Here is a 23,054-nt window from a genome sequence, read left to right as displayed (position 1 = left end):
GTTTTTTTATATTAGTTGTTACCACATTTCTTTCATTCGCTTTATTTCTTCTTCATCCATTTCATATACTTTATATAAAGCGTCAGTCAATTTATCCTTCAGATAATGTCGTTCTGTGACCTCCACTGATTTATGACAAAGCAGCCGGCTAGTCATCAGTAAACCAAAACGATCAATACTGTTATAAGCGAAAGTATGTCGAAGATTGTGTAGGGAAATGCCATATAGCTTTCCAGATTTGTCAACGTATTTTAATCCGTTTTTCTTTAAAAACTGATTGAAAGCTGATGATAATGTAGCAGGTTCCTGACCATTAAACCTTAAAAGCTTATCTTCTGGTTTTATCTTCTGAGATGTAAAATATGTAGCCAGCATATTATTTAGTGAAACTGGAATGGGAAGTACCTGAGGCTGGTTTCTTCCTTTTAGCTGGACCATCATTCTTTTATTGTTCAGGTCAATGTCTTTGACTTTCAAAGCAAACATGCTGCTAGCCCTTAAGCCCATCTCAGAACCAAGTCTGATTACCATTTTCATTCTTTCATCTGCCAGGTTAAGCATTTTAATGAGGTGCTCATTTGGAATGGCAATTCTCTCAACCTGAGTGTCATCATATTCTTTTTTTCTCAGGTTCAGAATTTCTTTAATCTCAGAAATAGTATTGTGATAAAAATCGTCTCTTCTGGATGGCGGTGTTTTTTTCTCAAATCGTTCCATGAAAAACTTACAGAACAACTTTATCCAATCGAGGTATTTATTTAGTGTAGTAAGCGCAAGGTCTGATTTGGCATTCAAATACTGGTTGACTGTAAAGGCATTGATGTGAACTTCGCCATTATGATTTTCTTGTACCCAACGAATAAAAAGAGAAACAGCATCTGTAGCTGCCTTTGCATATTTGGACTCTCGATTTAGTTTTGAACGTAACTTGAGCCACTGTGCAAATTCCAGCACCAAAGGATGTCCCTTAATTTGGTAAGTAGTGTTTTTATCTTTAAGGTGTTTGATTTTTACATCGTTGATCCATACCACAAAGCCTTTTAGTTCAGGGTATTTACGATAACGTGTGGCATACATTTTTAAGTAAGAGCATCGGTTTGCTGTGATTTCTTCCATTTCCAATTGAGTGGAAAGAAACAAGCTATATCGCTCAAAAGTATTCAATGCATCTCCAATTTCTCCTCCCAGGTTTTCAAGGACATACTTCAGAAATAAAGACAGGTTTGATTTTGCCTTAGAAATAATAGGTCTTGTCTCTGAGTAAATCGATGACTCGACATCATTTCTATTTATCCCAAGTTTGAGACATAAATAGTCATGGTAAAGCTCACAAACGTCTTTTATTGTCCAAGCCTTTCCCGTAATCCTTCTGTTTGAACCTAATTCTTGCTTTTTGTTAGCTCCTACTGAAATTTCCATCTATTGTAATAATAAACATATATATGTATTTGAATTAATGCATATCACATACTAATAATGTACATATGTGAATTGTCGTTTGTAAGCATATGTATTAACCCGATTGTGTAAATATAATAATACAATATTGGTAATAATAACATCTCTAAGGAAGTTATGCTTCATAATATATATCAAAAGTAGAGATTTTACAGGATTACCACAAGATGGATTTGTGGGAAATGAATTTTGGAGTTAGATTATTCGACTATAAAATTGAACTTTTTACAATCTCAAAATCACGAACCAATTCAATGAACAAATTTCTCTCACTTTTATTGGGTATCACCCTACTCCCACTTTTGGGAAATGCACAAGACAGGATTACAGGAAAAGGCTTTGCTACTCGGTCAGCTGTAATTGCACAAAATGGAATGGCTTGTACAAGTCAGCCACTAGCCACTCAGGTTGCTTTAGATATTTTAAAGAAAGGAGGCAATGCGATTGACGCTGCTATTGCTGCCAATGCGACATTGGGACTTATGGAGCCAACAGGTAATGGTATTGGAGGGGATTTGTTTGCCATTATTTGGGATGCAAAAACTCAGCAATTATATGGACTGAATGCAAGTGGTAGATCTCCTAAGGAGCTCACATTAAGTTACTTTAAAGAGAAAGGAATGGACAAGATACCTGCTTTGGGCCCCCTTCCCGTTTCTGTGCCAGGTTGTGTTGATGGATGGTTTGAGATGCATAACAAGTTTGGCAAACTCAAGATGAAAGAGGTATTAAGCCCTGCGATTAACTATGCCAGAGAGGGATTCCCCGTTACAGAGCTTATTGCATTTTACTTGCAAGGCAGCAGTCGTTACCTTAATAAGTATCCAAACTTCAAGGAGACCTATATGCCCAATGGAAAAGCACTGGAGGAAGGAGATATTTTCACCAATCCCGATTTAGCGAATACATTGGAGCAGATTGCCAAAGGAGGACGTGATGCATTTTACAAGGGAGATATTGCACACACGATTGCAGACTTTATCAAGTTACAAGGAGGTTTTCTTTCTTATGAAGATTTAGCCAACCATAAATCGGAATGGGTAACACCAGTATCTGTAAACTACAGGGGATATGATGTTTGGGAATTACCGCCTAATGGCCAAGGAATTGCAGCACTACAAATGCTGAATATCTTAGAACAGTATGATCTTAAAAGTATGGGATTTGGTTCAGCTGAGTATATCCATACATTGACTGAAGCGAAGAAGGTCGCTTATGAGGACAGAGCTAAGTATTATGCAGACCCTGCATTCAATGAATTGCCTGTTGAAAAGCTGATTTCAAAAGCTTATGCAACAGAAAGAAAATCATTGATTAACCCAGACAGGGCTTCACGAAGACTCGAAGCGGGTAAACTGAAAGATGGTGATACCATTTATATGACAGTGGCAGATAAGGAGGGTAATATGGTATCTTTGATTCAAAGCAATTACCGAGGAATGGGATCAGGAATGGTGCCAACAGGATTAGGTTTTATGCTGCAAGACCGAGGTGAATTGTTCACTTTTGAAGAAGTTCATTTTAATGTCTATGAACCTAACAAGCGTCCATTCCATACGATTATTCCTGCATTTGTTACTAAAAATGGAAAACCATTTATGAGTTTTGGAGTGATGGGTGGAGACATGCAGCCGCAAGGACATGTACAGATACTGGTCAATATGATTGATTTTGGAATGGGCTTGCAAGAGGCTGGCGATGCACCACGTATCAGGCATACCGGTTCGTCAGAGCCTACAGGTGAAGTAATGGTTGATGGTGGTGAACTTCATTTGGAAAGCGGTATTGGCTATGATACTATTAGAGCTTTGATGAGAAAAGGACACAAAGTCACTTTCAAGGTAGGTGGTTATGGCGGTTATCAGGCCATTATGTATGATGCTGAAAAAGGCGTTTATCATGGCGCTTCAGAATCTAGAAAAGATGGGCAGGCTGCTGGATATTGATATTTTTTATAAAGCAAAAAAGCCACAACTGATTGCGTTGTGGCTTTTTTGTTTAGTCTTTCATTTCCTTTAAATGTCGGACAATTTCTTTTAGACCATCCTTCTTGGCTGGATTGTAATACCAGTTTGCATCAAACTGTACGATCTGACCATGTTGGGCCTCATTGGAAATCATCAGGTGGAAGAACCTGTTTTTCCCATGATCTTGTGCCATTCTGATCTGGTGCTTGGTCATATCATCAGGTTGTGGTATTCGACCATCAGTAATCAGAATCAAATCAGCTTTTTCATATTCTTTCTCCTTGATTTGCTCAATCCCTTTTTGAAGAGCAGGACAAGCATCCGTTCCTCCCCTGAATGACATAGCCAAAAATTCCAGCAAGTGTTCAAGGTTGGTGGTGAGGTTTGTCAACTCAATCGTTTGAATATCTTTTGAAAAGCTAATCAGGTAACACTTACGCTTGTCTTCCATGGCTTTTTTCAGCAAGGCAAAGCAAAGTATCTTAGCAATCTGCTCGGGCTTACCCGTCATAGAAGCACTGGTATCTACACAGATTATAATAGGCCCTTTTGGCTTTGGTCTACTTCCTTCTTTGGTGTTTTTACCTTCCTTATTCTGCTTATCAGGAACAACCCCTTTCAATTCAAAAGTTTGCAGTTTTTTCTCCGCATACTTTTTATAGAATATCATTTTGGTGTCGTCATTTGCCAGCAATGCTACTTCAGAAGGAAGAAGGTGTGCGAGATCATCGTTCTGTTGGACTCCTACCAACTGACTTTTACCCCTGCTCAATGTTTTACGGAATGGCTTGATTGAGACTGAGGTCATAATGTCATTGGCAGTATCTTTTTCAACATCCCTATACCTTCCAAGTAAATCTGCAAGTTGCTGTACCTGTCGATCATTCTTAAGTAAATCCTGATACTGATCTAACACGGCCAAACCAGTATGCTGCCATTTACCTTCAAAATCTCCCCATTTTTCAGAAGCTCCTTCCTTGAATGGCATCAGCAGCTTCATCACCTTTTCAAAGTTATCAGCCTTTTCTTTCAGCTTTTTCCCAAGCTTCTTAACTTTCTTTCGCTGCTTGGAGTTATCCATATTCAACAAGTCAGAAAGTGCCTGAGACATCTGATCCATCTTCCCTTTTTTCTTGGACTTAGAGTTACTTTTACTTCCATCCTTTTTCTGCTTTTTCTTTCCAAATGGAAATGAAAAAGAAAAGTTGAATCTCCGCTTCTTTTTCTGTGGTGCATTTCCAGATGCCTGCTCCAAAAAGTCAACTACATCCATCACAACCTGTTCCCTGAACATGGTGTGTTTGCTGATCAAGTCCTGTAAGCCGGGAGTATGGAAAATATCATCCACAATACCTTTATAATATAAGGTAGACTCAGACAGTTTGTTTTCATCAACTGTGACAGTTTCACCTTTGGCAATATTTTGTAGGTAATGCGCAAGCCATTCTCTTTCCTGTACCTCTCCTATACTGCCAAATAGTTTGAACTGATCGAGCCTATCAGACCAAGTTGCCTCCATACGCTTCTTTCATTTTCTGAACCTGCATCTTTTCATCAAACACTTTTTTAAGTATTTGATTCAAGTAGTTTTCCATTTCTTCCCTTCTTACTTTATTGATAAAAAGGTGGGTTTCGGTGCCATCCATCAGTTGTTTTCTGATTTCTTCCAATTCACCAGCTACCTTGTTCAAATAGGTAAGGATCTTATTGGCGTGGTCATTCAGGTGTTCCAATACATGTGTATCAGCCTTTTTAGGTACCAATCCCTTTTTACGCTCTCTAACTGTTTTCAGTTTGTAGCGTTGGTAACCGTCCCCAACTCTTATTTCCACCTCAGTGGAGGATATTTTTCCAAGCTGATAAACTTCACATCTACCCGTATTGGTATAAAGTTTACAGTCTGTGGCGATACCTGAAAGCAATTCAAAATCCTCTTCAAGAATCTTGTCATACCAGCTTTTGAAATTTTCAATCTGGTAATATTTCCCTTCAACCAGCTGAGGACTGTTGACGTACATGTCTTTTTCCTCTCTTGTTTGCTCGTCTATTTCTTTCTGCAAAGACTCAATCTGCAAATCAACTGTTTTCAGGTTATACTTACTCTGCCATCCATATTCATAAACAGCCTGATTGATCCAATCTTTAGTCAGGTCAATTTGTGCAGGCGTATTCCAAATACAATGTGAGATCAGTAGACAATCTTCAAGGTTAACTTTATCTCTTCCATTCAACAAGGCTGAAGCCCTGAGCAAACGGATGATTTTGCGCCATCTACGGTCAGAAACATAGACTTCTTCCTCACTGTTGCTTTCGAGTTGCTGATTGTGACGAGCAATGAATTTTCGGATTACCGTAATCACTTTCAGAACTTCATCAGGAACATTGATATGGTTGATTTGTTTGGTCAACAATGAGATCTCGTGTTCCGACAAGCGAAGGTGTTCTTCTAACTCTATTTCTTCCTTGATCTCTGTGGCGGTGATCATCTTATAGAAGCTGTCTTCATCCAAGATACGATCAACAAAGCAGCGAATCAGAAAACGGTCCCAAAGCGCTTCAAGTCCTTCCCCTCTTTCTGGCAACTCATTGGAAGCAGAAATCAAAGCCTGAAGTTTGACTTTAACTTCCTGTTCTCCATTCCTATACAGCTTTTCATTGATTACTGTCAGTAGAGCATTCTGAATGGCTGGACCTGCTTTCCAGATTTCATCCAAAAATACGACAGTAGCCCCAGGTAGGTAACTTTCAGTATTTCGCTCGTACTTATCTTCTTTACTTAACCTTGAGATGGAGATCGGGCCGAATATCTCGTCAGGCGTACTAAACCTGCTCATCAAATATTCAAAAGATCGTCCTTCCTTAAAGGCGTGCTTCAGTCTTCGGGCAAGCATACTTTTACCAACACCAGGAGGGCCCAGCATAAAGATACTTTCTCCTGCAATTGCAGCCAAGAAGGCCATTGCTACTGTTTCCTCTCTTTCAAATAGTCCTTGACTGATTGTTTCCAGAATTTTCTTGGTTCTTTCTCGGACGGTCATTGCTTCCAACAGATTTGTATTTGTCATTCTGCTTCGTTGGTTAGTTAGTCTCTTTCCCGTAGATATTATTGCACAGATGTTTTTTACTTCATTTTGAGCTGTTCATCTGTTTGCAGTCGGTTAATATAGAAAAACTGCTATTCAATCACCAAAAATGAAAATGAAATGACATTTATTTAGAATTTATCTCCTGATTTTCATACAGAAAATTATTACCTGAATATATGAAAAAGCCTCTCAAATTGGTTTGAGAGGCTTCTGTTTTGATTTTCTTATTCCTGAATTATACGAGGGATATTTCGGGGCAATCGTGTCAGCATTTCATAATTGACTTGTTCACTGAGTTCTGCAAAAGAAGCAATTGTAAGTTCCTGTTCCCCTTGCTGCCCAATCAGTACAACCTCATCTCCGATCTGAACATTTTCAACCTCTGTAATATCTACAGTCGCACAGTTCATGTTCACTGTTCCTATTACAGGGACAAACTTCCCGCCTATCAGCATTTTACCCTGATTACTGAGAGACCTGCTGTATCCGTATCCATATCCTATCGGGATAATGGCCAACTTCATATCTCTTTGAGCAAGGAAAGAGTCTCCGTAGCCAATATATTCGCCTTCTTTGACCTTTTTAATCGACATCACATAGGTTTTCCATGAAATTACCCGCTGTAATGGATTGTATTCAGGCTGTGATCGCTCTCTTAGGTACTCAACGTAAACCTCTTTGGTAGGCCAGAAACCATATTGCATAATGCCAATTCTGACCATATTGAATTGCATATCGGGGTACCTTACTGTAGCGGCACTACAGGCTGCATGGACATAATCGGGCATGCAACCCATTTCTTCGCAAAGCTCAAGTGCTTTTTTGAAAACCTGTTGTTGCTTCAGTACCCGCTCTTCGTTTACAATGCTTTCAGCTCCTGCGAAATGTGTACAAAGTCCCTTCATTTCCAGTGCCTCTCCATTCGTCTTGAGCAGGTGAAGTACCTCAGGTAAGTCCTGCATACTGAACCCTGTACGGTTCATACCTGTTTCTACTTCTATATGAATACGGGCTTTCAAATTACATTCCTGAGCAACCTTGATCGTATGTTCTAATCTATGGAAATCAAAAACAAAAAACTCTACTCTGTTTTCCATAGCCCATTTCAAGTCATCATGTTCCAATTGCCCCATAATCATTACTGTAACAGGAGAAATGGCCGCATTAAGAGCTTGCTGAGCTTCTTCAGCACTAAAAACAGAGAAATGATTGATACCAGCTTCCATTGCCATAGGGACAAAATGTTTAATGCCATGTCCATATGCATTTCCTTTTATGACCGAAGAAATGTTCACACCTTTCTTGATGATTTTCTTAAGGAAGCTGATGTTGCGTTCCAGTGCTTGCTTGTTTAAGTAAATTTTTGACGAGTGCATAGAGGTTGCTGAATTTTCTGTATCCCGATATTCGCTTGCTGAAAATGTCATAGAGTCTGTTAGTCGTTTACAGTGGCAATAAGATCAAGGAAATAATCGGCAGCGTAATGGAGAGCTAACGCCGCTTATAATAAATTTACAATTTTCATGAATAATAATACAGCCGTTTTAATGACTTCATCAGGAAAATCATAATCTGGATTATGCAAGGCAGGCACATTTTCTCCAGCACCTAATCCAAACATGGCACCATCATGTCGGGTTGTAAAGTAACCGAAGTCTTCACCCCATTTGAAAGGATAGTTTTTCTCCAGAATATCCAATTCCAACTCTGTTGCCGCATTTCTGATCATATCCACTGCCAACTGATTATTCATATTGGCATCAAACTCCTGTAGGTATGAAAAATTGACAGTCAATCCATATTTGTCTGCTGCTTGCTTTGATACAGCTTCGATCTCCAAGGCTAATTGTTCTGTCGCAGAGGTTGTCCAAGAACGGAAGGTCAGGTGAACTTCGGCTTTGCCGGCAGAAATGCCATGTGCCTTCTCTCCCATCTCAGCGAATACAGGAGTCACCAACCTGAAGTCATCTGAATCAGGGTTATTATTACTGAGCGCTATCGTATTCAGAAAGACCTCTGACATTGCAGCTGCAGGGTTAAGTCCATTTTCAGGTTCAGCTGCATGGGATGTCTTTCCATCAAGCGTGATGATAATACTTTTGACAGCTGGTGTAAAACTCCCATTTTTCACTACTATCTGATGGGCTGGGTAGCCTGGTAAATTATGTAGTGCAAATACCTTGTCAGGCAACAACCCTTTCTTTTCAAAATCAGGATAAACTTGTTTGGCTCCTTCTCCATTTTCTTCGGCAGGCTGAAACAAAAGAATTACTTTTCCTTTTGAAATCGGTTCTTTGCTCAACATCTCTGCAACACCACAAAGAATCGTAGTGTGTCCATCATGACCACATTTATGAGAGACACCATTATTGATGGAACGGTATGAAAAGTCATTTACCTCTTGAATAGGTAGGGCATCTAGTTCTGCTCGCAACATAATGGTTTCCCCATCAATGCCACTGTCAAAAATGGCAGCAAGTCCCGTGATACCAATAGGGATAATCTCAGCTTCAGAATTTAGCCTGAGGTATTCAGCTACCCGATCCCTTGTTTTCCATTCATTTTCAGAAACTTCTGGATTCTGGTGAAGTTCTCTTCTAAATAAGGTGAGTTTGTTGATTAGTTCTGGATTCATGGTTGTCAATTTTCTGTAGCGTGTGAAATCGTTAAAATGGAAGTTAGAAATGAATGTATGAATTCCAAAAAGTCCCTTTTGATTTTTGTAACCACAAAATGATTTATATAATAAAAAAAGGTGAAAGAAGTATTCCCCTCTTTCACCTTTTTTACTTTAGTTATAACCTGTAACCTAGAAGTAATTGATATCTATTAAGCTTGGTTTCTAGTAACTTATATTCTGAGAAACCATTTCCATTTTCAAAACGCAAATCGATCGAGAATTTTTGGTATTTTACCCCAATCCCTGCTAATAAGCCTTGTTCATATTTTCTGAAATCTTCAACAGCTTTCTCAGTTTCTGTGTCTTCCGTATTATAAAACTTGGAATATACTGACATGGAATTTTCAACTTGTACTGCAAACCCATTTGATACTCCAATATTGATGAAAAAATATGCTTTTTTGATTGGGTAAGTAAACCTAACTAAATTATTCATTTTTAGATATGTAGCACCAAGTTTAGTAGAGTATTTATGCATTTTATCAGGACTTTCTACTTCACTATATTCTCCTTGAACCTTAAATGAATTCATTATCAATTCATTATAAATAGACCATTTCCCTTGATTGCGGGGTAAGACAACATCAAAATAAACACCAAAAGTAGGGCTAAGTGAAGCTGCATAGTCTTGTGAAGCTAAATAAGGAAAATCAACACCTTTGATAGTTAGTTTTGAATTTGTAGCACCCAATAAAATACCTGTATTAAGTTTTGCTTTATCTTGAGTTTTATCAAATGATTTTACTTTACCGGCTTTCGAATAATAGAAATCAAAAACTTTTTTAAGGTCTCTTATAGAATAATTAATGTTGGCTATTTTTTTATCAATATCTGGACAATCATGCATATATAGTATTAGCTGACCTCTGAATTTATTATTCTCACCTATATACACTCGTCTAATGCCATTTTCTTCTTTGTACTTTAAATATTGCTTAAACTCTAGCAATTCGAATGTATCACCCTTTCCAATATAGTATTCACTTTTACCATCATCATTTCGGTTATGATATAGGCTTTTATGTCCTTCAACGATTGTTTGAAGAAAGACAGTATCACTCTCAGTAACTACTTTTTGGTCTGCATCCAATCCTTTTCTAATACTTTGCCCACTTGGGTCAGACTCTACAATTGCGCTTAAGTATAGCTCATCATGTACCGTAAATCCATTGATTTCTAGAACTGTAAATGTTTGAGTTTTGTCATCTAGAGATTTGAATGTGATTTTTTTTGGGTTAGCTTCCCAATTTCGATAATCTACAAAACCATCTAATGTGTCTTTTTCTAACGTAAATATTTTCCCTGGTAAATAGTTCTCTTGTGCATAAGAAGTATGGTAAGGTAAAAAAAATGACACTTGTAGTAGTAAAAAAAATATTGATTGTCTAAACATAATTAATAATGATTGAAACGATTTTTAGTGTTATTACATACTATTATTTAACACTACTTGCTATCGTTTTAGTATTTCCCTAATCAAAGGAGAGTCATCTTTGATATTTTTGATCATAATATCAAATCGTTTCATTCCGTACTGATTGATGAAAAAACGTAAGGAATCAATCTTTGTGGCATTTTCAAGCTCCAACTTAAAGCTCTCTTTCTGGAGTTTATTTGATTTGGGAATGTACTCAGCAAGTATCTCATTCAGTTCTGCTTGATCATACTTTGTCAGGTTGGTAGTAAGTGCAGTAGCAATACGCTTAAGGATAATATCATCATGTAGCTCTATGATTCTACTACCAAGGTAATTGTCCAAATAGTCCATGATCAACTTCGGTCCAAAGGAGATCGTTTGGTCATTGTTTACTTGCTTATTGAAAAATGAGATGTTGGCGAAGCCTTTCAATGATAAGCCTAATGCTGCTGCATAAATAAACTTATCTAGAAGGTTTGGGGATGAAAGGATGTTTTTCTCTACTAAAAAAACGAGTACCAATACACTTAAAAGACCATGGATGATGCCATATGCCCAAAAAGAGGCACTCTCTCCATACAAATAGCTATAGTCTTTGCCTATGTTTTCTTCTCCGAATTGAATAGTTGATATGATAAATGAGAATAAGAAGGTCAAAAAGTAAAAGTAAAATTCCATTTAGTTCATGTGTGCAATGAGTTAAAAAAAGCAATACTATACTAGTTTGGCTGTTCCCCTACTATTGAAATTCTGTAGATTGGTTCATCATCTGTACAGCTTTTCTCTACTAGGTTTCGTTCTGAAAGTACTGCCATAATGGTTCTGATTTCATACAATGAAACCCCTGCTCTTTTCGCTAATTGAGTTTCAGTTAGCCAATCACCATCCTTAGTTAACACATTGGCTACGCGCATAAAACCTTTGCTATTCTTATCTCTTGATTTAGGCTTGAATATACTTGTAAGCATAACTTGTTAGTTTTTGATTGAAAGTAAAGTTATTTCCTATAACACAACGTACTGTATTTTCCTTCTGAATCTTTATCTAAAATATGAAATTTTGTAATGAAATAAAACAAATAAACTGTCTTCGCCATTAGTTGTTTTTGTTATTGCAGTAATACACCTGTAAAACATAAAAACAATAAACCCCAATCTTGATTAATTAAAGACTGGGGCTTATCAAAAAACTACGATAAATTTAAGGCTGATTCAATCAGTGATTTCACCTCATCTGGGTTTGATGGTCTAGGAGCATCAGCACTGATGATTTTGCCATTTTGGTCGATCAGTATAAATCTTGGGATTCCATTGATCTTGTATTCCGTGACAATTTCATTTTTCCAGGCATTGCTGACAAGCAGATGTTCCCCGTATTTCTTCTTGGCAATCATCTTAATCCATTTTTCCCGTTCAGTTTGTTCATCAATTGAAACAGTCAGAAATGTGACGTTTGGATTATCCTTGAATTCTTCTGCCAATTTTTCAAAGTGAGGGGCTTCAAAGCGGCAAGGTCCACACCATGTAGCCCATACATCAATATAGACGACTTTTCCTTTAAAATCTGAAAGTGATCTTTTTTGTCCTTCTGCTGTTAAAGCACTGAATAAAGGTGCCTCTGCTCCTTTGCCCAACTTTCGGTACGTTTCCATGCTTTTATCATAATCCTCTTTCAGCAAGGAAGCATACTCCGTTGGTAGCAATGCCATTATGGAATCCACAAATGCTACGCTTTTTTCGGATAGCATATACTTGATGTTGGAGCGAGCAGTTTTTACACGGTTCAGGATATAGTAATGTTCATTGATCTCCTCTCCTCCTATCAACTTTTTATTATCATTTCTTGTCAAGAACTCTCCTACATTTCTGAACATTACGAAATCCAGAAAATCGCTACTGACCAAGTCTTTTCTGAGTCGCAAAAAGAATGGAGATAGATCTACGTCCTTATTGTAGTAGGTGTAGATAGACATAAAATAGGCTTTTGCTGCCTTGTTATTCTGCTCTACAAATTCCTGTGCTACAGCAGGTACATTATTCAGCTTTGCATACTGATTATTTGCAACCTTTACCAATGAGTCATAGGTGAAAGAAACTTCCTGCAATGTTGCCCCTGATTTCATTGACTCATACAATTTGCCTGAATTGAACCCTGATGAAGGAGGCATATTCAGCAAGCTCTCATTCAGCTCTGCGTGGTTCCCTGAAAATGTGATAGACTTCTCCTTGTTGTATGGATTAAATTCAAGGTGTACACTATCACCTGGCTGCACAAAAACAGGAGCTCCTCTATAGGTCAGTATTTCCCCATTAGGATTGACCGGCAAGGAGAACTTAAATTGCTTGTCCTTTATATCGACCTCAATATAAGACGCATCCAAAGCTGACTCATAATCAACTCGGTAAACTCTTGCGCTTTGTAATTTATCGGTATCTACATAGCCGGAAATGATGGCTTCCTGTACAGGAGTCTCTTGCTTGATTTGTGTACATCCGCATGCTGATAATGCGATCAATCCTGCTATGATGTTTTTCTTGTTCATAAGAAAGGTTTTAAATAGTAAAAAGTGAAAATCTTCTCCATTATGATCGGGCTGATCAGTTTCTAAAGAATGTGAGGATAATCCGAAGACTACCCCCACACCTACTACCGGTCACAATTCAAAAGTCAATTATTCGGGAACTGATTGAAAGGTTGCCCTGCTTGAAGAATATTTGTTGCCTATATCTTGTAAATCCCATCCTTGTCGCTTGAATGAGTCAATCACCAGCTCGTATTTTTGTTCTATGAAAGCATAACCTTCATATTTAGCCATCATCTCTTCTCTTGTATTGGTCATGATTTCTGCCACAAATACTCCAAAGTCTTTAGCATAACTTCTTTGACCTTCTGATGATAGAAATCCTCCCGCCATAAGACCTGATTCAGCATAAGCCGGCCAGTCTTTGTAATAAGCCTGACTGATAAATTGAAACTTTTCCAATTCCTGTATTTTGCCATAGGCATATGATTGACCAATCATCTCAGCCATATTGTAAACCAAGTCAGTTTGGTATAAAACCTCCTCAGTGTTGTCTGATATTATAAAGTCATCAATGGCTGTCACAAACTGATAGTAGTAAAAAGCATAGGAGTCATAAGTAAACCCATCATATGCATCCCATCCTCCTGGTTCCAATGTGCCTACCAGAAATGTTTTTTTCCCTTGTTCAGAGATAAATCCTTCCGGTAGGGAAGCAAACCATTTGTCCAGTACTGTTATCGCCATGGTGATATCCTCTTCTGAAGCTTGTGTAATTGGAGGTTGTATGCTACTTTGTAATGATTCTAGAAAATTCGAAAAGGCCTCTTGCTGGAGGTTTTCCCCTTCAAACACCAATTCAACTCCATATTTTTCATAGAGAGCTTTTGCCTGATTCCCCAGTGCTGATTCAGGAAATGTAGGAGCTATTATTAATGACTCATCTGAGGGGGTAAGCACTTCCTCTTCAGTACATGCAGCAGACAGTATCAAAGCTCCAGCCAACGTACAAGCCAATATTCTATTCAATATTTTCATAGGTATGAGTTACTGTTTTAAGTGAAAGCCATGATTTTGATAGAGGGGAATATTTAGGGGCGTCCCTCTATCAATCTCGAAAATTTAGTCTCTAGGGTTTATTTGCATATCTGGACTAACTTCCAGTTCCTGTTGTGGAATCTGTAATACATAGCGAGGATCTCCCTGTTTAAGGATATAGGTTTGGTCCTTGAATTCATGGACTATCTCCGGCATCCCTGTACGACGTAAATCAAACCATCTGTGACCTTCATACAGCAACTCAAGTCTCCTCTCGTTTAGTACAGCTGCCAATATTTCAGCTTGCCCTCCAATATCACTGGTAGCAACTGGTGTATAACCCAAAATCCGTTTGCTTCTCAGTAGGTTCAGGTCTGCTACAGCCTTATCTAGATCACCTTTTTGCGCATAGGCTTCTGCTCGGCTCAATAGCAGTTCACTGGACCTGAAAACTGGAGATGGTGTATACAAATCTAGCTTGTTTACTGGGGAGTAACTGTTATCCCTTGAATCGAAGTAAATAGGACTCTTTCTTGAGTCGCCATCAGGATACAGGCTATATAGATAAGCTGACATTCTGATGGAATTCTGTCCTCTCAAGAAGTCATACAGGTCAGTGAAATAGTTGGCTCCTGTACGGAATAACACCTCGTTATTTAAGCCTCCTTTAGAGAAAAGGTTTCCATAACTCTGAAATGTTGAAGAGTCTACGATTGGATACTTACTGACGAGTGAGGTAGCCAGTTCTATGACCTGATCCCAGTTTTCCTGATAGAGTGCAATGCGGGCAGACATGGCATCCAACGCTGAAGTTGAGAACCGATGCTTCAGTTCCAGATTTTCATTGGTGCCCAGTTCAAGAAGTTCCCTTGCCTGAGTGATATCCTGCATTACAAAGTCATAGACTTCTTTAACTGTTGCTCTTGTGTTATTCCCAACATGGTCAGCAGCATTGGGTGTATCACTTAATGGCACCCCTAGATTTGAAGCAGGATCACCGACATTATATGGCAAGCCATAGAGGTTAACCAACATCAGGTGAGCATAAGCACGCAATGCATAGGCTTCCCCTAGTACTTGATTGTATTCAGCCGTTGACTTTTCTTCTTCTGCCAAAGCTAAAAGTTCGCTCATCGTGATGTTGGCATAATAGGCAGCCTTGTAAAGCTCATCCCAGAAGAAGTCTCTACCATCAGCGACCACTGATGGATCAATATGGTTATCCTTGAAAAAGTAGAATGCCTGTGCCAATTTGTTGGCATCACTGTTAGCTGCATAATCCATATTGTCTGTCAACCATTCTGTTCGGATGAATACATCCGTTGTTGGGTAGCCTTCCATCAGTAAGGAACTATACTCGTTCACTGTAGTCGGCACGACAAGGTTACCAGGGTTCTTATCAAGGAAATCAGTACAAGCAGTTGATAGGGCTAGCGCAACAAATGGCATCGCTCCTTTCATCATTTTTATGATATATCTATTCATTTTCATTTTCAGTTAAATTTCAATCAAGCTACTGTTATCTCGAAGCATCAATTAAAATGTGACATTCACACCAGCCGTAACCGTTCTTGGGATGGGCAAAGAAGTATCGGTCCCAATGTATGATGTGTTATAGTTGGAAGTATTGGTCTGGAATGAAGCAGACTCAGGGTCAATACCATATAGTCGCTTGTCAGCCCATAGGTAAAGGTTCTGCCCTTGGATATTCAACTTCATACTTTGCATCCCCAGCTTTTGGGTCAGTTTGCTTGGGACATCATAGGTTAATGTGATATTCTGAAGCCTTAAATAATCCCCTTTTACCACTCTGATGTCACTGTCATTGTAAAGTGCCTCATTGTAAGGAGAAGAACCGGAGTATAAAGAAGACCATTCAGGACTGCTAGGGTGTAGAATAGCGGGCATTGAAGTATTGGATTCATCACCTTCCTGCTTCCATCTGTTGATAAACTCTTTTGATAATTGATCTGTCAGTCGAGGAGTTATCCAGTAAGAGCCAAGGCTGTTCATTCTCAATACATTTCCACCTCCGTATGTGAATAATGCTGACAATGTGAAGTTCTTGTACTTAATGGTATTGGTAATGCCTCCGGTAAAGACAGGGTACACACTGCCCTCATACTTCATTGCATCCGTATCAGCAATGCCACCGTACACCAGTGAATCGTCCTCATTGTAGAAATAGGCAATGCCATCGTTGCCTATCTCGGCAAACCTGAATGAATACAATGCGCCCAATGGTTTTCCTTCCACTGCAGAAGAGGATCTGGTTTTCGCCATGCTGGACAAATCATTCCAAGTTGGAATGGTGTTTACTTTCAGCACCTCATTCTTGTTGATTCCAGCAGTGAAATTCATATTCCATTCAAAATCATTGGTGCGAAGCGGTGAAAAGTTTAGTGTCAATTCTAAGCCTCTGTTAGCCATATCAGCCCAGTTTACCTCCATATTTTGGAAACCTGACACACCTGAAACCGCCCTTGGAGCAATAAGGTCTGTTGATTTTCTTGCATAGTATTCCAACGAACCTGATACATTGTTGAACAGGACAAAATCCATTGCCAGGTTACTGGAATAGGTTTGTTCCCATCTTAAGTCAGGGTTAGGTGCATTCCTAATGACCAATGGCACTTCACCAATGTACTGATCATAATCCCCTACTGAAGTCACTAAGTCTGATACCGCAAACTCCGAGATATTTCCTTGTACTCCATAAGAGCCTCGAAGCACAAGTGAGTTTAGCCAGTCCAAATTATCCAAAGCAGCTTCCTTGTGGATCTGCCAGTTAAAGCCTGCTGACCAAAGTGGTTTAAATTTCGCTTTGGTATTGGCACCGAACCTGTTAGATCCATCGATACGGGCATTGGCATTTACCGTATATTTCTCTCTGAAAGTATAGGCAGCGGTGGCATACCATGACAGGAAGTTGTTGAAGCTCTCATTGTATGACCAGTAAGGTTGCCCTAAATAGCTCAGAAGCTCATTCTGAGGGATTTGAATCTTGGTAGGTTCACTGGTATAGCCATATACCTTAGTAGCTGTTCTTACGCTGGTAAAACTTCTCATCTCGTTACCCAGCATAATGTCAAATGAATGGTCATTGCCAATTGAAGGACGATAAGTCAGGGAATTTCGGAGCATGTAATTGGAACCATCAATGGCAGAAGCATCTAAATAACCACCCGATTTCCAGTAGCTTTCATTTGCTCCTCGTGGAGTATATTGGTCTTTCATGTACCTGACATAGGCAGATTCCTCAACTGTCCCCATCTCAGATTTTGTAGCAGAGCGTTGAGCAGATACAATTGTATGAAGCTCCAAATTGTCCAACAGCCTTATGTTTAAACTAAGTTGGGCACGCAAATCCTCCACTTCAGAAGTGTTCCATCCTTTTTCCAACTCATCCAAGTAATGGAAATCGCCAAAATAGTTTGTGTAATAATGATAGCTTCCGTCCTCATTGAAGGCGCGTTGATTTCGAGGTGTTCCCAAAGCATACTGTAATGGGTTTCCGATACCAAACAATCCAGTAAAAAAGCTTTCTACATCTCTTTTGCTATATGCCAGATTCGTTCCTAAAGTTACTCGGTCGTTCAGGTGGTGTTTTAGGTTTACGGTTCCCGTATATCGTTTCATACCTGAACCAATTGCATCACCTTGCTGGTCCATATAACCTAAAGACATGTAATAGGTAGATTTGTCATTTCCACCTGACAGACTCACATTATGACGTTGGGAAACAGCATTTCGGAAAAGGATATCAAACCAGTCTGTATTCACAGTTTCCAAAGTAGCCATCTCCGCATCCAATTCCTGTTTGTTAAGATTACCTGCATAGTAATCCATCAGTGCTTTCTCAAAATCACCCATCTTATATGGTTGAATACCCGGTTGGCCAAGACCTAGATTAAAACCGCCATCGATCAAATCCTTGTTCAGTTGCATACGCTCCTTAGAGTTCATGACATTATAGCGGTTGTATGAAGGTTTTTGTGATACCGTCACATTGCCGGAATAGTTAAGGCGCATGGTTCCACCCTTACCTTTTTTGGTTGTCACCACAATTACTCCATTGGCAGCTCTGGTTCCGTAGATTGCTGTAGAAGAAGCATCCTTCAAAACAGTGATAGATTCGATGTCCTCTGGGTTCAGTCCACCGATGCCGGAAGAAATAAGAGCATTAGGCTCATTGATCAGGTTGGGGTTCACACGTACAGGATCTTCAAGAATTACCCCATCAACTACCCAAAGAGGTTCCTGAATACCGCTCAAGGATGAAGTTCCCCTGATGCGAATCTTTGGTGTAGCACCAGGTGCACCTGAAGTATTAATAACTGAAACACCAGATACTTTGCCCTGAATCATCTGGTCTACACTAGGCAGGGCATCCTGTTTGATCTCATCAGTCTTAAGTGTCACTACAGACCCCGTCATCTTTCGACGGTCTACTTCCTGATAGCCAGTAACCACTACCTCTTCCATTGTAAGTGTGCTTTCCTGCAAGATCACTTCTACAGTGTTATTGTCACCGACACGCACTGTAGCAGATTCATACCCTACAAATGTTACCTTCAAGTCTCCCAAAAAAGCCACATCATCTGAGATGCCAAGTGCAAAAGCTCCGTCAATGTTGGTAATCGTACCGATGGTAGTGCCAGGAATACTGACAGTAGCGCCAATCACAGGTTTACCATTTTGGTCCACAACAGTACCTCTGATGATTCTTTCATCAATTTTTGCCTTTTCAGCTTCTCTGGAAACATAGATGTTATTTCCTACCTGCTTGAATACAAGGCCTGCTGTAGTACCGATGTCACTTAGGATAACCTTGACAGTGGCATCTTGATAGGTTTTGCTCAGCCTGATATGCTGATTGATGTCTTCTTCAACATAATTGAAAGTGAATGATGTTTTCTTTTCAATTTGCTGAAAGCTTTCAGCAACAGTAGCATTCGTTAATTGGATAGAAATTTTCACCTCACCGATATTACTTGCCTGATTAGCTTCAGCAAAAAAAGGTGATAAGAGTAATGGGAGCGACAGTAAGCCGTACATCAGCCAGGAAAGTCCTCTCCTCAGTTCTGTAATAGTACTTTTCATTGTTAGAAAGTTTGCGTTAAAAGTTGGTCTCCCGATAGTTCTTGGGTATTTGTGGAAAATCAACCAGCAATGCTTTTAAGTACATTTCTCCAAGTGAAAATGAAGAATATGGTACTTGATCATGTTGCAAAGCCATTAGATTTTTTCGGGACATTGACTTCGAAATATTATTCTATTAGAAGAGGGAAAGGGAGTGTGTTTTTACCGGAGTTTTTTGATTTTTTTTATTAAAAAAATGGGTCATTTCAGTAAATGGTTGATTTTCTTTGAATTGCATTCCGCTGAAATTAGCATTAAAAAACCCTGGCTGGAACTCAGTCAGGGTTTGGAATCTTGGTTTTAAAATCCTTCACAATGTCTCAATAATTGAATTTGAGAACAATATGTTTTTTGTCTACTGAGTAGTAATCAAATCCAAATGAAAACTTCAAACCTTCCAAGACATTGCTTAATGGCTGTTGTTTAAACTTACCTGTAAATGACTTGATATGATTTGGTAGGTTCTCAATTTCTATCTTGATGCCGTAACATAATTCCAGTTCCTTAACTACCTTGGTAAAAGGTATGTTGTTAAATACGAGGATGTTGTTTTTCCAACCTATTACATCATCCGTTTGGAAGGTCTTTATCTGATAAGATTGATCTTTTTGTACAAAATGTAATTGCTGGTTGGGAGTCAGAACAGCCAGTTCTTTCCTTGAGTCGATATTGGAGCGTACCTTTACCTTTCCAGTAAGCAAGGATATATCTTCATTTGAATCAGATGGGTAGGCATCCACCACAAAGGTTGTTCCTAATACTTCTGTAGTTAAGTATTTGGATTTTACCTGAAATGGTTTGTTTTCATCTTTTTTTACATCGAAAAAAGCCCTTCCCTGAAGTTCTACAGCCCTAAGTTTTCCATCAAAATGTTCGGGATATTTCAAAGTGCTTTCTCCATTTAAGAGTACTGTAGACCCATCTTCCAGATGAATTTCTTTCTTTTCCCCAGCAAGAGTGGAAGCAACCAGTATTTCTGAAGTTGGTTCTTTTGAAACCTGCCAAGCCATAAAAGCAATGACAAGCAGAACCACAGCAGCAGCTATGGAACCAAACAAATATGACCTGGGCTTTACAATCTCTTTTTTAGGTAACTCAGGTTGCTGGCTGACAAAAGCTTTTATTTTCTGATATTCTTGTTCAAACTCTTCTTGAGGTAGCTGTAAAGATAAGCCCAGAATGATGTCTCTTGCCTTGTTAGCTTCTTCCCATTTATCAGGATGCTGTTCTAGCCATTCATTCCAAAACTTCACATCTTCTTCAGCACTGCCAAGTACATAATGCTGGAATGATTCATTTGCAGCAAAATCCTCAACGTTATATTCTGAATAGTCCATTCTTGGTTTTTGGTGATACCTGTATAATTTGTTAATCTGATATTTGTAGGGTTTACCGGCATAAACCTTACGAATTTGAGCTAATAATAGCTGTGTCGATTATAAGAGTCATCTTCCCTTATAATTTACTTGATATTGGTTGTTTTTCTTATTGGGCAATGAGATTCAAAAGGATGAAAAGGATACTGTTTTTTAGGATCTGTATAGCCATATGAATATGGTTATAGATTGTTCTGCGTGTCAGGTTGGTTTCCTCCTCAATTTCCTCATAACTCATTCCTTGCAAAAATCTCCTCTCAATAAGTTCTTTTTGCCTGATAGTCAGCTTGTCCATAGCTTTCAGTAATTTCCCTCTCAGCTCAATCATTCGCTGATCCTCAATAATTTCTTGCTCCACAGATATTTCGCTACCATAGCTCGATGAATGAATATCTTTATTGAAGGATGTTAGACGATTACTGTTTGTTAGTTGCCTTAGGGTCATATTTCTCAGGCAAGTCAAGAGGTATCCCTTTACATTTTCTACCTCACTCAGTGTTATTCTATTACTCCAAATATCTGTAAATACTTGTTGAATGCATTCCTTGGTCAGACTCTTGTCTGCTGATAAACTGAGCCCTAAAGCATATAAGTCTTGATAATAAGCCCGATATATCTTCAAAAAGGCATTCTCATCACCATCCCTCAATTGACACCAAAGACTTTTTGCTTCTTCCTTGAGCATATTTTAAAGATTAATTCTTGCTTTTAAACTGTAATAAACCATTGGAGTGCATACCCCTAAAGGGGTATTTTCATACAAGTATAGGGACAAAAGATTAAATGTAAAAGTACTTATATAAAAGTACTTACATATTTTTTTCAAAAGTTACATGATCATATAGAGGTAAATTAATGCACTAAAAATCAGGTGTATAAAAAAGGCAGTCCTAATCTAGATTAGGACTGCCCACCTGTAAGCTTTATCATTTAAACAGAGCCAATGCCCTGCACATTATAGCGTTTCGTATGAGTATGTTTCAAGGAACTTCGTAGTGAAGTCTCCTGACTTGAATTGCTCGTTGTCCATCAATTTCAGATGGAAAGGAATAGTTGTTTTGATCCCTTCGATTACGAACTCATTCAATGCACGCTTCATTCTTCTCAATACTTCCTCTCTTGTCTCAGCTGTTACGATTAGCTTCGCAATCATCGAGTCATAGTTAGGAGGAATTGTGTATCCAGCGTATACGTGCGTATCTACTCTTACACCTGGTCCACCTGGTAGGTGAAGTGTAGTGATCGTACCTGGTGAAGGACGGAAATCTTTTTCTGGATCCTCAGCATTGATACGACACTCCATAGAGAAAGCTTTAGGCTCATAGTGCTTACCTGAGATTGGCTCTCCTGCAGCTACTTTGATCTGCTCTCTGATCAGGTCAAATCCTGTTACTTGCTCAGTAACTGGGTGCTCTACCTGAATACGGGTGTTCATTTCCATAAAGTAGAAGTTGCCTTCTACATCCAACAGGAATTCAACAGTACCAGCTCCTTCGTATTTGATGGCTTTGGCACCTCTTACAGCAGCCTCACCCATTGCTTCACGGATTTCAGGAGTAATAGCTGGTGAAGGAGTTTCTTCCACTAGCTTCTGGTGTCTTCTCTGAATAGAGCAATCTCTTTCAGACAAGTGGCTTACGTTGCCATACTGATCTCCTACAATCTGGATCTCAACGTGGCGAGGGTTTACCACAAATTTCTCTAGGTACATACCATCGTTACCGAATGCAGCGCCAGCTTCCTGACGAGCACTGTTCCAAGCTTTTTCAAATTCGCTTGGCTCGTTTACGATACGCATACCACGACCACCACCACCGGCAGTCGCTTTCAAGATCACTGGGTAACCAATTTCTTCAGCAATCTTTAAGCCTTCTTCCACTGAGGCAAGTAGGCCATCAGAGCCTGGAATCAAAGGAACACCTGCTGCTTGCATCGTTGCTTTAGCAGTAGCCTTGTCTCCCATTTTGTTGATCATATCAGCATCAGCACCGATAAACTTGATGTTGTTTTCGGCACAGATCGCAGAAAACTCTGCATTCTCTGAAAGGAAACCGTAACCAGGGTGAATTGCATCAGCATTTGTAATCTCTGCTGCAGCAATAATGTTTGGTATATTCAGGTATGAAGCAGCACTGTTTGAGGGACCGATGCACACAGCCTCATCAGCAAACTTCACGTGGAGACTGTCTCTATCTGCTGTTGAGTAAACAGCTACAGTTTTGATCCCCATCTCAGCACAGGTTCTGATTACTCTCAAAGCAATCTCACCTCTGTTGGCAATTAGTATCTTATTAAACACAGCTTGTATCGTTTAGTTGATTTCAAAAAACGGGTTCCAGATAAAAAGATGTATCTGAAATACAAAATAA

At 39.1% G+C, this 23,054-nt stretch carries 16 protein-coding genes; 1 reads left to right on the top strand and 15 read right to left on the bottom strand.

Annotation, left to right across the window (positions count from 1 at the left end):
* Window positions 1–18 precede the first annotated feature (18 nt).
* A complete protein-coding gene (locus tag V6R21_RS15880) occupies window positions 19–1,419 on the bottom strand; it encodes a tyrosine-type recombinase/integrase (protein ID WP_334244614.1) in 1,401 nt (466 codons plus the stop codon).
* Between the two features lie 293 nt (window positions 1,420–1,712).
* Between V6R21_RS15880 and ggt the strand changes: the two genes are divergently transcribed.
* A complete protein-coding gene (gene ggt / locus V6R21_RS15875; protein WP_334244613.1) occupies window positions 1,713–3,404 on the top strand; it encodes a gamma-glutamyltransferase in 1,692 nt (563 codons plus the stop codon).
* A gap of 52 nt (window positions 3,405–3,456) precedes the next feature.
* On the opposite strand, the gene V6R21_RS15870 is transcribed toward ggt, so the two are convergent.
* The 14 genes from V6R21_RS15870 to accC all read right to left on the bottom strand — a co-directional run bounded on the left by V6R21_RS15870 (window position 3,457) and on the right by accC (window position 22,984).
* Window positions 3,457–4,944, bottom strand: a complete 1,488-nt coding sequence (locus V6R21_RS15870; RefSeq protein ID WP_334244612.1) for a VWA domain-containing protein — start codon at window positions 4,942–4,944, stop codon at window positions 3,457–3,459.
* A complete protein-coding gene (locus V6R21_RS15865; RefSeq protein WP_334244611.1) occupies window positions 4,925–6,490 on the bottom strand; it encodes an AAA family ATPase in 1,566 nt (521 codons plus the stop codon). The genes V6R21_RS15870 and V6R21_RS15865 overlap by 20 nt, the downstream gene beginning before the upstream one ends.
* Window positions 6,491–6,735: 245 nt before the next feature.
* The gene (alr, locus tag V6R21_RS15860; RefSeq protein ID WP_334244610.1) at window positions 6,736–7,938 is read right to left on the bottom strand and encodes an alanine racemase; all 1,203 of its coding nucleotides are present in this window, start codon (window positions 7,936–7,938) and stop codon (window positions 6,736–6,738) included.
* 74 nt (window positions 7,939–8,012) lie between these two features.
* Window positions 8,013–9,146, bottom strand: coding sequence for an amidohydrolase (locus V6R21_RS15855; RefSeq protein ID WP_334244609.1), 1,134 nt, complete (start codon window positions 9,144–9,146; stop codon window positions 8,013–8,015).
* Between the two features lie 160 nt (window positions 9,147–9,306).
* Window positions 9,307–10,584 (bottom strand): porin family protein, encoded by a 1,278-nt coding sequence (locus tag V6R21_RS15850; protein ID WP_334244608.1) that lies wholly within the window; start codon window positions 10,582–10,584, stop codon window positions 9,307–9,309.
* A 60-nt stretch (window positions 10,585–10,644) separates the two neighbouring features.
* Window positions 10,645–11,286, bottom strand: coding sequence for a hypothetical protein (locus tag V6R21_RS15845; protein ID WP_334244607.1), 642 nt, complete (start codon window positions 11,284–11,286; stop codon window positions 10,645–10,647).
* 41 nt (window positions 11,287–11,327) lie between these two features.
* The gene (locus V6R21_RS15840; RefSeq protein WP_334244606.1) at window positions 11,328–11,576 is read right to left on the bottom strand and encodes a hypothetical protein; all 249 of its coding nucleotides are present in this window, start codon (window positions 11,574–11,576) and stop codon (window positions 11,328–11,330) included.
* Window positions 11,577–11,797: 221 nt separating this feature from the next.
* Window positions 11,798–13,150, bottom strand: a complete 1,353-nt coding sequence (locus V6R21_RS15835; RefSeq protein ID WP_334244605.1) for a TlpA family protein disulfide reductase — start codon at window positions 13,148–13,150, stop codon at window positions 11,798–11,800.
* A 129-nt stretch (window positions 13,151–13,279) separates the two neighbouring features.
* Complete coding sequence (locus tag V6R21_RS15830; RefSeq protein ID WP_334244604.1) at window positions 13,280–14,167, bottom strand: hypothetical protein; 888 nt, start codon at window positions 14,165–14,167, stop codon at window positions 13,280–13,282.
* 84 nt (window positions 14,168–14,251) lie between these two features.
* Window positions 14,252–15,652, bottom strand: a complete 1,401-nt coding sequence (locus tag V6R21_RS15825) for a RagB/SusD family nutrient uptake outer membrane protein (RefSeq protein WP_334244603.1) — start codon at window positions 15,650–15,652, stop codon at window positions 14,252–14,254.
* A gap of 51 nt (window positions 15,653–15,703) precedes the next feature.
* The gene (locus V6R21_RS15820) at window positions 15,704–19,270 is read right to left on the bottom strand and encodes a SusC/RagA family TonB-linked outer membrane protein (RefSeq protein WP_334244602.1); all 3,567 of its coding nucleotides are present in this window, start codon (window positions 19,268–19,270) and stop codon (window positions 15,704–15,706) included.
* A 359-nt stretch (window positions 19,271–19,629) separates the two neighbouring features.
* Entirely contained in the window at window positions 19,630–20,646 is a 1,017-nt protein-coding gene (locus tag V6R21_RS15815) for a FecR family protein (RefSeq protein ID WP_334244601.1), read from the bottom strand.
* Between the two features lie 148 nt (window positions 20,647–20,794).
* Window positions 20,795–21,370 carry an RNA polymerase sigma factor gene (locus tag V6R21_RS15810; protein WP_334244600.1) on the bottom strand — a complete coding sequence of 192 codons (576 nt, stop codon included), beginning with the start codon at window positions 21,368–21,370 and terminating at the stop codon, window positions 20,795–20,797.
* A 270-nt stretch (window positions 21,371–21,640) separates the two neighbouring features.
* On the bottom strand, window positions 21,641–22,984 hold the full coding sequence (gene accC, locus V6R21_RS15805) for an acetyl-CoA carboxylase biotin carboxylase subunit (RefSeq protein WP_334244599.1): 1,344 nt from the start codon (window positions 22,982–22,984) through the stop codon (window positions 21,641–21,643).
* Window positions 22,985–23,054: the final 70 nt, after the last annotated feature.

The organism is Limibacter armeniacum (genome assembly GCF_036880985.1).
GTDB classification, from domain to species: domain Bacteria; phylum Bacteroidota; class Bacteroidia; order Cytophagales; family Flammeovirgaceae; genus Limibacter; species Limibacter armeniacum.
This window is presented reverse-complemented; position numbering and strand designations above follow the sequence as displayed.